The organism is Colwellia sp. M166 (genome assembly GCF_024585285.1).
GTDB lineage: Bacteria > Pseudomonadota > Gammaproteobacteria > Enterobacterales > Alteromonadaceae > Cognaticolwellia.
In genome coordinates this window covers 3,752,975-3,768,908 of the sequence record NZ_CP040755.1, presented here as the reverse complement: position 1 = coordinate 3,768,908, position 15,934 = coordinate 3,752,975, and the positions used below count along the sequence as shown (strand labels likewise).

At 36.9% G+C, this 15,934-nt stretch carries 13 protein-coding genes and 1 pseudogene; 4 read left to right on the top strand and 10 right to left on the bottom strand.

Annotated elements, in window-relative coordinates; translation table 11 throughout:
• Position 1 precedes the first annotated feature (1 nt).
• The 10 genes and pseudogenes from apt to FGD67_RS16990 all read right to left on the bottom strand — a co-directional run bounded on the left by apt (position 2) and on the right by FGD67_RS16990 (position 10,807).
• Positions 2–547: an adenine phosphoribosyltransferase gene (gene apt, locus FGD67_RS17035; protein ID WP_257172262.1), complete on the bottom strand. Its 546-nt coding sequence runs from the start codon at positions 545–547 to the stop codon at positions 2–4.
• Between the two features lie 54 nt (positions 548–601).
• Positions 602–985, bottom strand: a complete 384-nt coding sequence (locus FGD67_RS17030) for a response regulator (protein ID WP_257172261.1) — start codon at positions 983–985, stop codon at positions 602–604.
• Positions 986–1,006: 21 nt separating this feature from the next.
• Complete coding sequence (locus FGD67_RS17025) at positions 1,007–1,129, bottom strand: hypothetical protein (RefSeq protein ID WP_257172260.1); 123 nt, start codon at positions 1,127–1,129, stop codon at positions 1,007–1,009.
• Between the two features lie 310 nt (positions 1,130–1,439).
• Positions 1,440–2,690 carry a lipopolysaccharide assembly protein LapB gene (locus FGD67_RS17020; protein ID WP_257172259.1) on the bottom strand — a complete coding sequence of 417 codons (1,251 nt, stop codon included), beginning with the start codon at positions 2,688–2,690 and terminating at the stop codon, positions 1,440–1,442.
• A gap of 2 nt (positions 2,691–2,692) precedes the next feature.
• Positions 2,693–3,310 (bottom strand): energy transducer TonB, encoded by a 618-nt coding sequence (locus FGD67_RS17015; RefSeq protein ID WP_257172258.1) that lies wholly within the window; start codon positions 3,308–3,310, stop codon positions 2,693–2,695.
• A gap of 3 nt (positions 3,311–3,313) precedes the next feature.
• Complete coding sequence (locus FGD67_RS17010; RefSeq protein ID WP_077285343.1) at positions 3,314–3,715, bottom strand: biopolymer transporter ExbD; 402 nt, start codon at positions 3,713–3,715, stop codon at positions 3,314–3,316.
• A gap of 12 nt (positions 3,716–3,727) precedes the next feature.
• Positions 3,728–4,252 carry a MotA/TolQ/ExbB proton channel family protein gene (locus FGD67_RS17005; RefSeq protein ID WP_257172257.1) on the bottom strand — a complete coding sequence of 175 codons (525 nt, stop codon included), beginning with the start codon at positions 4,250–4,252 and terminating at the stop codon, positions 3,728–3,730.
• Positions 4,252–5,595, bottom strand: a complete 1,344-nt coding sequence (locus FGD67_RS17000) for a MotA/TolQ/ExbB proton channel family protein (RefSeq protein ID WP_257175147.1) — start codon at positions 5,593–5,595, stop codon at positions 4,252–4,254. The genes FGD67_RS17005 and FGD67_RS17000 overlap by 1 nt, the downstream gene beginning before the upstream one ends.
• A 33-nt stretch (positions 5,596–5,628) precedes the next feature.
• Positions 5,629–6,375: pseudogene (locus tag FGD67_RS16995) on the bottom strand (DUF3450 domain-containing protein); the annotation flags it as partial.
• Positions 6,376–8,029: 1,654 nt separating this feature from the next.
• Positions 8,030–10,807 carry a TonB-dependent receptor gene (locus FGD67_RS16990; RefSeq protein ID WP_257172256.1) on the bottom strand — a complete coding sequence of 926 codons (2,778 nt, stop codon included), beginning with the start codon at positions 10,805–10,807 and terminating at the stop codon, positions 8,030–8,032.
• 1,111 nt (positions 10,808–11,918) lie between these two features.
• Between FGD67_RS16990 and FGD67_RS16985 the strand changes: the two genes are divergently transcribed.
• The 4 genes from FGD67_RS16985 to FGD67_RS16970 all read left to right on the top strand — a co-directional run bounded on the left by FGD67_RS16985 (position 11,919) and on the right by FGD67_RS16970 (position 15,783).
• Complete coding sequence (locus FGD67_RS16985) at positions 11,919–12,701, top strand: TSUP family transporter (RefSeq protein ID WP_257172255.1); 783 nt, start codon at positions 11,919–11,921, stop codon at positions 12,699–12,701.
• 12 nt (positions 12,702–12,713) lie between these two features.
• Positions 12,714–13,316, top strand: a complete 603-nt coding sequence (locus FGD67_RS16980; protein ID WP_257172254.1) for a primosomal replication protein — start codon at positions 12,714–12,716, stop codon at positions 13,314–13,316.
• Positions 13,317–13,490: 174 nt separating this feature from the next.
• Entirely contained in the window at positions 13,491–13,751 is a 261-nt protein-coding gene (locus FGD67_RS16975; RefSeq protein WP_257172253.1) for a late competence development ComFB family protein, read from the top strand.
• A 202-nt stretch (positions 13,752–13,953) separates the two neighbouring features.
• Positions 13,954–15,783, top strand: a complete 1,830-nt coding sequence (locus tag FGD67_RS16970; RefSeq protein WP_257172252.1) for an SLC13 family permease — start codon at positions 13,954–13,956, stop codon at positions 15,781–15,783.
• Positions 15,784–15,934: the final 151 nt, after the last annotated feature.

Below are 15,934 nucleotides of genomic sequence, written 5' to 3'. Positions count from 1 at the left end.
CTCATTCACCTGCATATTGCAGTAAAGAGAATACGGATAAGCCCATATCTTGGATTTTTACTTCACCGCCTAAATCTGGTAACGAAATAACAAATGCTGCATCTGTTACTTTAGCGCCTAAGCGTCTTATAAGTTTTGTGGTCGCTTCAATAGTGCCACCAGTAGCCAAAAGATCATCGATGATCAAGACATTATCGTCTTTAGTTAAGGCATCTTGATGAATCTCTAAAGTGTCATGGCCATACTCTAGCTGATAGTCTTGTGCATATGTCGCGCGCGGAAGTTTACCGGGTTTACGAACAGGCACAAAGCCTAAGCCCATAGCGAGTGCTAATGGTGCGCCAAAGAGGAAACCACGCGCTTCGGTGCCAACAATTTTTGTAAAACCACCATCTTTAAATTTATTTGCTAAAATTTCGATCGTAAGTTGAAATGCCTCTGCATCATCTAATATGCCGGTTACGTCTCTAAACATAATGCCGGCTTTTGGGTAGTCTGGAATGCTATGAATTGCGGATCTGAGTGTATCGATTTGTGTTTCAGTCATGTTCTAAAAGTCAAAAAAAATTTTAGTTACAGAATAAAGCAATTCAACTAGAAATTATAGTGACTGACAGCGAGTATTTGATGTTAGTAGAGCATTTATCGATTTAAGCAGATTTTCTTCATCTATCGGCTTATCGATTATTGTCGAAAATAATTGACTATCACCAAGTGACTCGACCAAGCTTTTTCCTTGAGTCGTCATAAATATTACTGGCGTATGGGCATAGATGTCGTGTTGTCGTATCTGCTTAGTTAACTGAATTCCATTCATGACAGGCATTAAATGGTCGACAATAAACAAATCATAGCCCGAATTTTGCAACTTTTCAGATGCAGCTAAACCATTACATGCCGTATCTACAAGGTAGCCATGCGTAGTTAATAGCTCATCTAAACTATCTAATATTATTTGTTTATCATCAACAACAAGAATTTGCATATTTTTCTAAACAACTTGAATTTAATTTGCTAGAACTGTAAACCAACCAGCTAGCATTGGCAATAAAGGTGCCGAAAACATGGCCAATATTGCGATGAATAAATGGCGTTTAGATGAACTATCTTTAAAATTTTCTTCTGACATTAGGCTTCCTATCGACATCGAGTAATTAAACCGCGCGGATTGTAGACTAAAAAGTCTATCAAAGGTAGCTTTATTTGACCTAGATCAAGCAACCTTTCAATACTTTGTCTTAACTACAAGGAAACTAACTTTTTATTGATACGAATTACTTTATCTGGCCAAAATATCTGACTGTTAATATCAAACTATCTCTTTCTTGATAAAAACAGTGATACCCGCTGATATTAAATATATATCACCTAACAATTATTACAAACATAAAAAAAAACCAGCCTAGATGGCTGGTTTTTAAGGCTTTTATACTAATAAATTAGATAGAAACTTTTTTACGTCTGGCTGTATCTTTAATGAAATCCACCCAACCTTTAGCCGATCTTTTGGTTTTAGGGTCTTTCATTGCGAGATTAATTGCCTTGTAAGCTTGCTTATACTCTTCTAAATAAAAGTGTGATTCTGCAATACTCATTTGCAGTCTACCTTTATTCTTAGCACCAAGATCTAAAGCTTTATTTAAAGCTACAATAGCCGCTTTAAATTGTTCGTCTTGCTTTAACAACATCCCTTGCTTGCTATAGTGCTTAGCACTATTTGTCATTTTAGCCAACTCACCATAATACTTTGCAGCTTTATCAATATGTTGAGATGCATGCCATGCATTAGCTAAAGAAGACAAGTTTTTATCATCACGCTTAACTAGACCTGAATCAATATACTTTTCGAGTAAGACAGCAGCTTTATACGGCACTTGATTCTGTGAATATAAACTCGCTAACGTTTTAATTTCAGATTCTTTATCAAGGAAACCTTGTTTATAAGCAAGGTCTAATGTTGCCAAACCTTTCTTATAATCTTCAATCAGCAAATAAAACATGCCAAGCTGAGTCCACCAAGTTTTATCCTCTGGAAATATTTGAATAACAGTTTCAAGCGTTTTAACAGCATCTTTAAACTTTTTACTTTCATAATAGGAAGTAACTTTTAAAATATAAGGATTTTTGTTTTGCTTGTCACCATAAGCTGCAATGGCATTATTCGCTGGTACAATCATTTTATCTAATTGTTTTAAAGCATAATGAGCATTAGCTATTTTAGTCCAAGTATCACCATCTGATTTCCCAGTAAAGTCCATCCAAGCCTTGTAATTAACTAAGGCTTCTTCATAAGACTTTGTTTGCATCTGCAAATCAGCTAACAATTTTAAAGATTGATCTTGATCGCCTTCATTAAGGATATCAGGTTCTACCGCTGCTTTTAAATATTGAATTGCTTTTGCTTCTTCATTACCCATTTGAGCATACATAATGGCAATAAAACGAGAAACATAAGCTTTATCATATTTTTTACTGGCATCAATATCCAATAATATAGCTAAAGCACCTGGAATATCGTCCGCAGAGTAGGCTTCAAAAGCTTTAGCCACTTTTTTACCTACAGTAGGACCAACTAATTGCGTTTTACGTTCAGGCTTATCAGACTCTGCCGCAGAAGCATCTACAGCAATAGGTAACTGAATTAGAACAACTGAAACTATTAATAGTAAAGATGAAAAAATCTTATTCATTCTTAATTCCCTCCGTCCATATTAAAGTCAAGTCTCACTGTCAAACCAGGCTGCTTCATGGCTTTACCATCAACAACTTTAGGTTTGTACTTCCATTTACGTAATGCACGCTTAGCTTCTTTATCGAAAACACGTTTAGGATCAGCATCGATAACATCAACATCCTCAACACCGCCAATTTCGTTAATAGTAAAAGAAAGTGTTACCCAACCTTCTTTACCATCACGAGCAGCTTGTATCGGATACTTAGGCTCAATACGTACTATCGGAGTTGCATCACCATCTCGACCAAAACCGGCGCCTGGTGCTGATATACCTGCATTAGCTCCAGCTAATTGTACACCCGGCATATTAAACGTTAATCCACCAGTGTCAGCATTAGTCTCAGGCTCAGGAGCTTGAGGCTTAGGTGGCGTTTTAGGCGGTGGCGGTGGCGGTGGCGGCACACGCTGACGCCTCTCTGCCTGCGACTTAGGTGGCGTCGTATTAACTTCAACAATTATATTCTCTAACTGCTCTTCCTTGTTTCTATCACCGCTAGAAACAAGAAATGCCATAAAAGAAAATAATGCAAAAGTTACTGCGGCGCCTAGTAGTATAGATACTAAAAAGCGAACCATAGACTACCCCTTAGCTGCAGCAATAGATATTCTGTCTATGCCCGCTTCTTTAATTGCATCCATTACTTTAACAACTACGCCATGTTTGGCATCTTTGTCAGCTTGAATGATTACAACGTCAGTTGGTTGTTCAGCCAATAATTTTTCAATATTAGCCGCTACGCGTTCAACATCTACACGACGTTTATCTAACCAAATTTCACCATTATCTTTAACTGCAATAAAGATATTAGCTGATTTTTGTTTAGATTGATTTGCCGCTTTTGGCTTATTAACTTCAATACCGGCTTCTTTTACAAAAGAAGTAGTAACGATAAAGAAGATCAACATGATAAATACGATGTCTAGCATCGGTGTCATATCAATTGCTGCTTCTTCGTCTTCACGAATACGTTTACGTGCCATTCGAATATCTCTCTAGTGATGAGGTAAACTGTCAACCAGTTTAGCCTTTGCTAGTTTAACTTTAGCGTCTAACCTTGAACTGAAAAACACACCTGATAATGCAGCAACCATACCCGCCATTGTCGGAATTGTTGCCATTGATATACCAGACGCCATCAGACGCGGATTACCTGTACCTTGTTGTGCCATAACTTCAAACACACCGATCATGCCGGTTACGGTTCCAAGTAGTCCAATCAGTGGACACATTGCCACTAAGGTTCTAATTGTGAGCATACGCTGCTCTAGTAGTTCTGTCGCTTCGGAGATCCAAGTATCTCTAATTCGATGTGCATACCAAGAAGTTGTATCTTCTCTCGCATCCCAACGTCCGACAATATCGTCTTTCATTTTAGGATAAGTTTTAGATAGAAACCAATAACGCTCTATCATCATTATCCACATCAATAAGAGAGCGAAGGCAACAACGTATAATACGTTACCGCCAGTCGCAATAAAACTCCTGACAGATTCCCAAAGCTCTATCAGGAATAACATTATTTAGACTCCTTCTCTGCGATCGCAGCGATTAAGCCAGCACTTTGCTCATCTAGTTTCTGTAGTACAGATTTACTCTTACCAGCAACAATACTGTGGATTAAGATAAGTGGTAATGCACAAATCAAACCTAATGCTGTTGTTACAAGTGCTAGAGAGATGTTACCCGCCATGATTTTCGGGTCACCAGTACCAAATAATGTAATCGTTTGGAAAGTCATAATCATACCGATTACTGTACCTAATAGACCCATCAATGGTGCAATTGCAGCGAACATTTTGATTAAGTTAATACCACGGTCCACTTTTGGTGTCTCGCGTAAAATAGCTTCATCAAGTTTAAGTTCAAGTGTTTCAGCGTCAACCGACTTATTGTCGAAGTAAACTTTTAATAAGCGACCAAGAGGGTTGTTCTCGTTCGGCTGATCAAGATTCTTCGTTTGAGCATTGATTTTAGCACTCATGCTACCAAGAACAACCATACGCTCTAATGCAATCAAAAGGCCAATAACAAGAAGCACTGTGATGGCATAACCAACTTCTTTACCTTCATGATAGAATTCCATCAATGTTTTCTTACGCGTTTCTAGCGTTAAGATAGCACCACGAGATGGATCGACATAAAGAGGGGCATAACCAGAAGTTTCGCCAAAGAAAGAAGCCGCTGCACCAGCAATAAAGCCAGCAGGTTGTTTAGCTAGTGGCTGAACTTGACCGACTTCATCATTGTAGTTTAAGTAACCATCTTCAGATACTAAGTTAAACGTACCAATACGTGTTACCGATTGAGTCGACTTTGAACCATCTAAGTTAGTTACTTCCGTAGTAAACTTAGATACTTCACCTGATTGCGTCATTTCAGTTTGCAAAGCAAACCATAATTCTTCAAGTTGCTCAAGTTCTGGGATCGCCTTAGAGTTAGCAATAACATCTAATACTTCGCCACGCCCGGGATATTCAGCTGAAACAATTGACGTAGCAATTGAACCATAAGCATTAGCTGCAGCTGCACGACTTACACCGAACATTTCACCTAACGTACCTTTAGCGTTATCTAACTCAACAGCTTTTTGTGCTAGTGTAATTTCATTAGCAGCATACTCTTTAGTTAAACGTTTATTACGTGCTTGTTGGTTCGCTAATTCTTTTTTCGCTTTGTTTAATAAGGCTTGCTTATCTGCACGAGCGGAAGTGAATTCAGCTTCACGTTTGCTATCAATCTTAGCTTCAGAAATACGATCAGATTTTACTTGCTTTAACAAGTCATCTAATTGATTCGCTGATGCTGATGTTGCTACTGCCATTGACGCAGCAAGTAAGACAAAATTAATTACTTTTTTCATTATTTTGCCTCCTGCTGCAAATACTGGAAGTTTAGCTAAATCAAGTGGTAATTGCTTACGTGCCATACGAACGGCATCCGTAACAGGTTTTAAGTATTCATCACCTAAAGCATCCCAAGCACGTTTATCATTGTTCCAAACCCAAGCATTTTTCATGTCAAGTGATTGTGCAACAAATGAAATACGACCCATATGAACGAAATCAGCAGTGATCATGCGATCACCTAAGTCAAGCTCACCTTGATACACACCGAAAATAGTGCCGTAACTAGCTTCAATTTCATATGCTTCAAGTACTAAGCGAAACTGCTCAGAAACAGAAACATCTGAATCACCCATTACATCACGTAAACCAGCAATACGCTCTTTACGTGCATCAATGTTCATAGGAACATCAAGGTCAACAAACTTTTCTAAAGTATCAATCATTTTGTACATCAACGGCACGACACCTTGCTTGGTTTTATCAATCCCAGCAATTTGAGTTTCTAATGATTTAATATTAGCTTTTTGATCGTCAACCATCAGTTGAACGTGATCGTTATAGCCGCTAAGCACTTCAGCTTCATCAACCGTATTACGATACTCAGCTAAAAGCTCTTGAGTTTGCTCGTAAATATTGTTGATTTTACTTTGTGATTTACTTGAAGCTTTAAAAATTTGAGCTTCTGCTTTTTGTAGTTCTGTCAATGCATCTGCAGCAGCGAAGTTACTTGCTGAAAATGCTAATGCGCCAATTATCGTCGATGCGATAAGGCTTTTCTTGCTTAATTTGGACATATTTCCCAACCAATTGCTATTGAATTTTGATAACAAGCTTATTGTTAACGCAAATTTAATAATCTGCCATTTTAAGTTTTAATTTCTCTAGAATAAAACCATGCAATATTCCCAGACCACAGCCAAGCTGTCAACTAAGACCATTAAAAAGTCGGTTTATTTCACTCAGAAGAGAGAAATAACCTTATTTGCAACGAGAATTGAAAATAATATTTAGTTAATTAATTAAAAAACATTATCGCTAATCTTCGTTATTACAAACACTCCTTTTAATAGTAACAATATATGCTATCTATGTTTTACTAACTCTTTCGTAGTAAGTCAATTTTAATTGTCTAATTGCGAGGCTATATTGTAAATTAGATGAAGAATTAAGCAGTAGTTAATCAATTTTACATCATCACTCAAATTTCTCAGATACTTAAACAAAGTAATTATTGCCATATTTGTTTAAAAAAACACGAACTTTCCCCCAATAAGCAACAAATTATTTATCACCAATTGAACTTTATAACAAAACAATAAGATTTATGAGTACATTATAAGTGCAGTTTCGGCCTATTATGCTTAATAATGTCACCATGTAGTAATGCAATAGGCATTTCTAAGCTTCAAACTAAAGCAGCGAATAAGATTAAACTTTGATGATTTAACCATTGAGATTAAATTATGGCTAATTGATATAGCCCTACTAAAACTACCTTTCTAGTCACTTTTTATTTAATTGATGATCACGTTATAAAATTAATGCAAATTAATTTCGTTAAAATAATATCAAGCTATAATCTTACTATTTATGACTATTGATGTAGTACATAACTATTGATGTAGTACATAACTATTCAAAACAATAGAAGTTGAAAATTTCGTTATTATGTCGTTATGGCTGCTTATAAAGGCCTCAAAGTCTTGAAGCATGTATAACGATAAACACTGCACAGTTGCCCCATCAATACTTGCTACCAAGGTATTAAGTACTTAAGCTCACATGCCTACATAGGCTGCAATAGACATTCAATCTGAGTCATACATTGCTTTTAAATAGGCTGACGAAATATACCAATAAAAGTGCAAGCCTAAGTGACAAACAATCTATCCATTGCTATTTGACAACTTTCTTGGCTTTGCTTTTAAATGTGCATTGTCATTGATTATCGGTGACATAAATAATCGTCTCAAAAACCAGAAATTAACGTTCACTCTTCGTCAACGATCTTCTAACGCCTTAATGGTATATGTTAGTGCTTTTTTAGTGAAGCTTGAACATAGATAAACCTTTGATTTAAAAATTTAATACTTCATAATATCAATCATATCGATTATGTTTAGTTTACATACCAAAATAAGCACAGTAGCCCCCGTTATGTTGTATTAATTCCATACTTTTCTGTAAATTAATCCATCTCGATCACTTGGGCTAGAGTGTCTATTTATAATACGATGGGATAAGTTTTTTTGTTCTGTTAGTGGTTAGTTTTATGAGATTCTTAATTTTTAAAAAAATCATCATTTTTACTTAGAATAGAGGATTGCAAAAAATAAAGGCTTCTGAATAAATTCAGAAGCCTTTATCAATTAATTAGAAAGTAACACTAGAAAATTACTACTATAGTATTAATTCCTTAACTACGTTTATATCTAAGATTAGCTGAAATTAAAACTTAACGTTAGCTTTTACAAAGAAGTAACGACCTAAAACATCATATGTATACGGGTCAGTATTCGCATCATTATTACCAGTGTAGTAAGGTGGTTGTTTATCTAACAAATTATTCACACCTGCTGACAAAGTAACATTTTCATTTAAGAAGTATGCACCTGACAAGTCATGGTACACCACTGAACCTACAGTAGGTGCATAACAACTTGATGGATCATCTTTACATGATAATGAGTCCATACCTGAAATATAACGACCTTCATAAGTTGCTTGCCAGCTATCACCTTTAACATTTAAAGTTAAATTAGACTTGATATCAGCATAAGCGCCACTACCTGAAGTAACAAAGCCAGTATAATCAATAATAGTTCCATCTTGATCAGACTCTTCAAAATTATCTAAAATTGTTGTATCTAAGCTTACTCGCCAATCTAAACCAGCACTTTCAAAAACGTAAGTTGCATTAATATCGTAACCTGACGTTTTTTGACCGCCAATATTTTGCAAGCCATTGTTGAATTTAATTCTTCCAGTACCATCCATTGAGATACTAGCAGATTGACATACAGCAGAGCCGTTGTTTTGTGTATTGCCATCAGCATCTAAACAAAGGTTAGCAATATAGTTGTCATCGACTGAACCAATAGCATTTGTTAATTCAATGTCATAATAATCTAACGTCAAAGACAAACCAGGCATAAAGTCAGGTTCTAGTACAACACCTAAGGTCATAATATCAGCTTCTTCTGGTGTCAATAATGCATTACCACCAACAGTAACTTCTGCTTGAGTTTGTGTAGATGCTGGATGCGTAATTTGTTCAAATGATGGAGACTCACCACCATATAATTCATCTACTGTAGGAGCTCTGAATGCTGTAGAAGCTACACCACGAAGCATAACTTGTTCATTGATTTTCCAAGTTAAGCCTAGCTTCCAAGTAGTGTCATCGCCAAACGTGCTGTAATCAAAATAACGCATTGCTGCACTTAATTCGACATGTTCTGCAAAGTCCATGTCACTTAATAATGGAATAGCAAATTCAACATATGCTTCATTGACATTAAACGAACCAGATGTCGCCTCGACACGAGGATCATTCGCCAAACCTTGTGCAGTCAAAGAATCAGGTGTGTAGTAAGCTGACTCTAAACGATGCTCATAACCAGCAGCAAAGCCGACAACACCGGCAGGAACTTCCATTAGCTCACCCGATATAGAAGCAGCAAAAATATCCATTTCACTACCACCAGCATTTAATTCAGTATAAACGTAAGGTGAAATTGAATCTCCTTGCCAAGATGTTTGAGTGAATGGGTCAAATTGCTTATTTTGTACCGCATCATTGATTGAACCAATATTATGTAAGTTTGAAAGTGTGTCTACAGAGTCGTTACGACCTTTGTTATATGACATATCCCAAGTGTAACCATTGTCAAACTCACCTTCTAAACCAACTACGATACGCACAGTATCCACTACTTGTGAAAAGTCACGTGTACCAGAGTCTGTCATACGACGACCATAGTCTAACGCCTCACCATCTTGTACGCCATTGGCAAGTAGAGCAGGGTTCATCCAACTTGAATCATAGACCCAAGCTTCACTGTTCCAAATTGGTTGTGGTGCCATTTGCTGCTCAGACCAGCGCTTGGTGTACATTGCTTCTGAGAAAAAAGTTAGATCATCAGAAAGCTCATAAGTACCGTTAACTGTCAGGTTTAAACGCTGCATTGGTGTAAATAAGTAGCTATCTTTTGAGTAGTTATACTTATCATCGTTAGTAAAATCATGGTACTCGCTACCAAGACCACTTAAGTCTGCTTCAGTCGTATCATTACCCGCCGCATCTTTAAAATACTCAAATGCCGGTTTTACAACTCCATCATCGCCGGTTTTCGCAACATAATGACCGTATTGACCACTATCACCAACAGCGTAAATTGCGTTACCCTCGTCATCTACACCTGACTTCACAATACCGTGGTTAGCATTACCCCAAACATGTCCACCTTCAGAGTATGAGCTACCCGCACAAAATATTTCAGCGCCGCCTGCTGATTCATCAATAGGACAGTTAGAGAAATCACGATCAGCTTGACTTGCTTCACCACGGTCTGTGTATTGTACGCCAATAACAATATTACCTTTGTCGCTTGAGGCACCTAAGGTAAAATCAATACTTGACTCTTCCGCATCGCCCTCACCTGACATACCTGTTTGTACGTTCATTTCAAAGCCTTCATAATCACGCTTTAAAATAACGTTAACAACGCCAGACACAGCATCTGTACCGTAAACAGCAGAGGCACCATCTTTTAAAATTTCAATACGTTGAATCATCGAAACAGGAATTGTGTTTAAATCAACAGAAGCTGCAGCACCAGTACCTGAAGCAATCATTCTGCGACCATTTACAAGTACCAATGTACGTGCAGAACCTAAACCACGTAAGTTAACACGAGCATTACCACCTGAGCCATTGTTAATACCTGGGTTAGTCATTGCGCCGCCAGCAGCCGTAATACTCTGTAAAACGCCATCAATTGATGTAGCACCGGTTGCCAAAATTGCTGCGGCATCGATAATAGTTACAGGGCTAGCTGTTTCCATATCCGCACGCTTAATACGCGAACCTGTTACTTCAATGCGTTCGACTGACTCTGCACCATCTTCAGCTGAAAATGCTTGTGTTGAAATTGTTGCTGTTGCACCTGCGCCAACCATCATCGCGATGCGCACTGCCTTAGCTACTTTGCTATTACTATACATATTTTACTCCCTGGACCACTTTCGTGATACTAGTGTTTAAATTCAAGACTATATTGCCTTGTTGTTAATAATTTTGATCATAGACCCAAACTGTAGGTCAAGATATTAAACCTAATCTTGTTATTTGGTCAACACGAATAGTTACGTTCTAATTACATTATTCACAGTTAATGCTTAAACGCAATACCAAAGCAGGACAAGAACGATTAATTACAATAGGATAAGTAAACAACATTTTTACATAACATGCTTATAACAATACAGTTACAATCCAACACCCCCTCAATACATAGCAATAATTAACCAAATAAAAACAATAACTTAACACTATTAGTGTTTGATAAAATTAGACGCTATTCAATAAACACCTATTTTTTAATAAAACGAAAAATATCTACAACGTACAAAAAACTATAAAAACAACAACTTAAAAACCACTTTTTTAGCGTAAACAAAATGAAACAGTTTTCATTATTTTTGAATACTTATTTTGTAACCAAGCGATCAACTGATGTTTTTCAAGCGCACTAGAGCAGTTAATTTGTCATATTCGAAATATCACGCAACACTTAATATACAGAATTAAATGTAACTAAGGCCCCCCCCCATAGAATGAGTTATTTTATATCCCTCAAAAAAAACCATAAACGGGATTAAAGAAAATCTTGCATTTAAGTATTAAGTATTAAGTATTAAGTATCATGATAGTTAGCACAGTAGTATGTTGAGATACTCAATATATTACTGTTAAAATATTGTACTAATAGTTGCATGGATAGGGTTTTATTTGCTTATTTATATGCAAACAGCTAGGTCAACAATTATATTTTTAGAGCCGACTTTATCTGTACTTCAGATGATTAAGTTCTTTGATACAGCAAAAAAAACTATCCTCCTTTGCAACTCCTTTTATCGAAGAACAAATAAAAAATCACCTTTTAAAAACAACACCTTACCTAACGCCTTGTAAAGTTAAGTCTATTCAAGTATTTATATTGATACTCAGATTCAATCCAATTGTTAAAAATCAACGAACCAGAGGAATAAATGTCGACAAGATTAAGGATTGCCTATGATATAATAGCCGTCTAATTTTAAAGGCAAAAACTCTATGGTTATTGATCCCGTCCTAGACCTCAGTTTATGGATAACTTTATGCAGTGTCGGATTTATTGCTGGACTAATTGACGCTATTGCTGGTGGCGGCGGCATGCTGACAGTTCCAACATTGTTGACTTCTGGTTTACCACCTCATGTTGCTTTAGGCACTAATAAACTTGCAGCATCTTTTGGTTCATTAACGGCATCTATTACTTTTTATAGAAAAAAACTTTTCGATCCAAAATATTGGAAACTTGCGATTATTGCTACCGCTATCGGCGCTATCTCGGGCACTGTAATTGTTAACTTTCTCTCCGTTGAGTTTTTAGATAAATACATCCCTGTATTAGTTCTGTTGACGGCAGTATATACGCTATTTTCTCGTTCAAAAATTAACAAGGTGCAAGGTCTTCCGCTAAAAACGACCTATATAAAGACTAAACAGATCATTCAGGGCTTAATTCTCGGCTTTTATGATGGTATCGCAGGTCCTGGCACAGGTGCATTTTGGGTAAGTTCTTCAAATGTACTCTATAAAATAGATATTTTATTAAGTTCTGGCTTAGCCCGTTCGACCAATTTTGTCAGTAACTTTTTCAGCTTATTAACCTTTATCTATCTAGGTCACGTAAACTTTATTTTAGGTATTTCTATGGGAATATTTATTATGCTAGGTGCTTGGGTAGGTGCACACTGGGCGATTAAATTTGGCGGGAAATTTATTCGACCAGTTTTTATCACCGTGGTAATTATCATGTCACTTAACTTAGGTTATCAAGCTTGGCTAAGCTAATAGAGATTATTTATGCATAGTGCAATTAATAAAATCCAGGCTATTATTGAACAGCTTAACCAACAAGCTATACTGGTTGATCAACATAATAAGCATTCTAAATCTCATAAAATCATTCAAGAAAATGATATTTTTTCTGAAGCGTTATTTCTCACTCACAGTGACTTGTTTCAACCTTATATTGCAGAAGTTAAAAATAAAACCAATGAATTATCAAGGTTACTTTCCGCCAATAAAAATATGCTTGCCCATAGTCGCCTCTTGTTAATAGAACAGCAAATATCTGCTTTGCGTAACGCGTTAAATGCCAATAGCGAGTTACATAAAGAACCCGCGCAGCGACTTGAGGCAATAAAAGCTCGACGCTATAAGAAAGCAGCGCAAGCCGTTATGCAATCAAGTCATAATTTACATAAAAAACTCAATGAAACTTTTGAATTTGAACGCCGATTGCTCGAAATGGTCCAAGCCCGTGAATTAGAACGACAACATGCAAACGTCAAACGAAGTAAGCAGCTCTTAGAAGAAGTACTAGTACTTCATCAGCGACTTGGCCGTTGTCGCCAAGCAATTTCTAAACTTGAGCGAGAAATAGCACAAGCTGAAAAATTTTGATCAATCTCTTCCTTCAAGCTAATTTTTTTTATAAAAAGAACTTATACCAAGTCTATTAAGTTTGTTCCCACCCAAGAACTTAGTAGAATTAGTATTAACAAATAAAAAAGGTTGGTGTTTTCATTGCACTAGCATTACGCTTAACGACATAGCTATGATAAGAGGATTGTATACATGAAAATTTCTGATGATATTCACAACTACTATGAAAAATTAGTTTCTCAGCATTTTACCGCATTAAAATTAGAAGATAAGTATGATGCTGAATTTATTGCTGATTTGGTTTGCGTAGTATTAAACCAATTACCTACACGCTATATCCGTCATGAAGTTGACATGGCCTTTTACTTACCTGCATCCGAACGTTTTGAAATGGAAAACAATGTCAAGGTCGCGGTAGCAAAAGCTTTAGAGTTCATGAAAGAGCATAGCTAGCAGCCTGATTAAGTATATTTTGTTCAAGGCTATAAACTCTCACGATCAATTGACCTTGTTTACTCTGCCAATATGAATGGCCACCTTCAAGCTAATATTTATAATATAAGCTTGAAGTTGAATTGTTCTAAAAGTAAACAATCGAGTTATAGTGACTTATAATATTTGAGGCTCAATAACTCAATTAACTTGGTATTGCCATTTGAATATTCCCGAACTCCCGAACTATCACGCCTTAGCGGTGTTATTAATTACCGTGCTAGCGTTGTATTTATTCCGCAGAGAAGATACCCCCTTAGAAACCTCTTCATTAGCTGTCATAGCAATACTTTGCTTAATGTTTGCCTTATTCCCATTTTACAAGGAAGGTGTGCACTTTGAGGCAAGTTCCTTATTTTTTGGCTTTGGACATGAAGCCTTAGTAACGGTTTGTTCATTAATGATCATTGGCCATGGTATTGTACGTACAGGAGCTCTAGAGCCTATTGGTCGATACTTAGCTAAATTATGGAAAATAAGTCCGACTCTATCTTTATTAATAACCTTAGTACTTGCTGGGGCGTTAAGTGCTTTCATCAACAATACACCTGTTGTTGTGTTATTGCTGCCTATTTTAATCAGTGTTTCATTACGCACTAAAACAGACTCATCTCCAATGTTACTGCCGATGGGACTAGCCACTTTAGTCGGCGGAATGGCTACGACAATAGGCACTTCGACAAATTTATTAGTGGTAAGTATTGCAAAAAATATGGGCGCCGCTGAGTTTGGCTTATTTGACTTTGCTCAGCCAGCACTTATCGCAGCTGTTGTTGCGGCGCTCTACTTATGGCTTATTGCACCAAAACTTTTACCCAGTAGAACATCTTCAATGCCTGACACTTCGCCACGTTTATTCAGTGCTTACCTCAATATTAACGAAGAAAGTACGGTTAACGACAAAACTATTACTGAAGTAATCGCCTTAACCGATGGCCAGTTAAAAATAGAAGGCATACAACGAGGACCTGATTATCGCAGTATTATGCCCTTACCTGATACTGTACTTGTCGAGGGTGATAGGTTGAAAGTTCATGATTATCCAGACAAGCTAAAAGAATATGAAACCGTATTAGGAGCTACTTTGTTTTCTGGTTTGCATAAAGTAAGTGACGAACACCCGTTAAAAGCTGAAAAACAAACACTAGCAGAGATCGTCATTATTGCCGGCTCAGGCATTGAAGGCAAAACACTACAACAGGCAAATTTCATCAATAAACATGCTATTTCTGTCGTGGCATTACACCGGGCAGGTAAAGCAATGGAGATTGGTCGCAGCGGTATAGGAAAAACCCGTTTACTAATCGGCGATGTCTTGCTAGTGCAAGGTGAGTCAGAACAAATAGATTTACTTAAATTAAAACCCGGTCTGTTGATCATTGATGGTGCTGAAGCTTTACCGCAAACAAAAAAAGCACCATTAGCCTTGGGCACTTTACTTGCGGTAGTTGTAACGTCAGCACTCGGTATTGTACCGATTGAAATTAGCTCAATCTGTGGGGTATTAATATTATTACTGACTAAATGTTTAGATTGGCAAGAAGCATCCTCAGCATTGAGTACTCAAGTTATCTTAATAGTTGCTGCATCTTTAGCCTTAGGCTCTGCAATGATGATAACAGGTGGCGCAGAATATATCGCACAGGTATTTGTTGCATTATCCTACGGGCTACCTCCTGGAGGTGTTTTATCCGCTTTAATGCTGTTATTAGCCATCTTAACGAATATTGTTTCTAACAATGCTGCTGCTGTTATCGGTACACCAATTGCGATCTCAGTTGCCAGTCAGTTAAACCTTTCACCTGAGCCATTTATTTTAGCGGTATTGTTTGGCGCTAATTTAAGTTATGCCACTCCTATGGCTTATAAAACCAATTTATTAGTGATGAATGCCGGTGGCTACAAGTTTTCTGACTTTATGCGCATTGGTATTCCGCTAATTATATTAATGTGGATAACACTGTCACTATTGTTAAATTGGTTGTATTTATAATCTAAAATAACTCACAGGCCAAAATTATCTAAACTGGTGGTTAGTCAATAGCAGCTAACCACCATTGAATTTCTGCTCGATACGGCTAATTCACCGCAAAAATATAATCAAAATAATAATGATTAGCCGCTAAGCAAATAAGTTAATCGAT

Excerpts from the sequence above, each read along its gene's own strand:
- apt (WP_257172262.1), bottom strand. The coding sequence starts at position 547 with ATGACTGAAACACAAATCGATACACTCAGATCCGCAATTCATAGCATT.
- FGD67_RS17030 (WP_257172261.1), bottom strand. The coding sequence starts at position 985 with ATGCAAATTCTTGTTGTTGATGATAAACAAATAATATTAGATAGTTTA.
- FGD67_RS17025 (WP_257172260.1), bottom strand. The coding sequence starts at position 1,129 with ATGTCAGAAGAAAATTTTAAAGATAGTTCATCTAAACGCCATTTATTC.
- FGD67_RS17020 (WP_257172259.1), bottom strand. The coding sequence starts at position 2,690 with ATGAATAAGATTTTTTCATCTTTACTATTAATAGTTTCAGTTGTTCTA.
- FGD67_RS17015 (WP_257172258.1), bottom strand. The coding sequence starts at position 3,310 with ATGGTTCGCTTTTTAGTATCTATACTACTAGGCGCCGCAGTAACTTTT.
- FGD67_RS17010 (WP_077285343.1), bottom strand. The coding sequence starts at position 3,715 with ATGGCACGTAAACGTATTCGTGAAGACGAAGAAGCAGCAATTGATATG.
- FGD67_RS17005 (WP_257172257.1), bottom strand. The coding sequence starts at position 4,252 with ATGTTATTCCTGATAGAGCTTTGGGAATCTGTCAGGAGTTTTATTGCG.
- FGD67_RS17000 (WP_257175147.1), bottom strand. The coding sequence starts at position 5,595 with ATGAAAAAAGTAATTAATTTTGTCTTACTTGCTGCGTCAATGGCAGTA.
- FGD67_RS16990 (WP_257172256.1), bottom strand. The coding sequence starts at position 10,807 with ATGTATAGTAATAGCAAAGTAGCTAAGGCAGTGCGCATCGCGATGATG.
- FGD67_RS16985 (WP_257172255.1), top strand. The coding sequence starts at position 11,919 with ATGGTTATTGATCCCGTCCTAGACCTCAGTTTATGGATAACTTTATGC.
- FGD67_RS16980 (WP_257172254.1), top strand. The coding sequence starts at position 12,714 with ATGCATAGTGCAATTAATAAAATCCAGGCTATTATTGAACAGCTTAAC.
- FGD67_RS16975 (WP_257172253.1), top strand. The coding sequence starts at position 13,491 with ATGAAAATTTCTGATGATATTCACAACTACTATGAAAAATTAGTTTCT.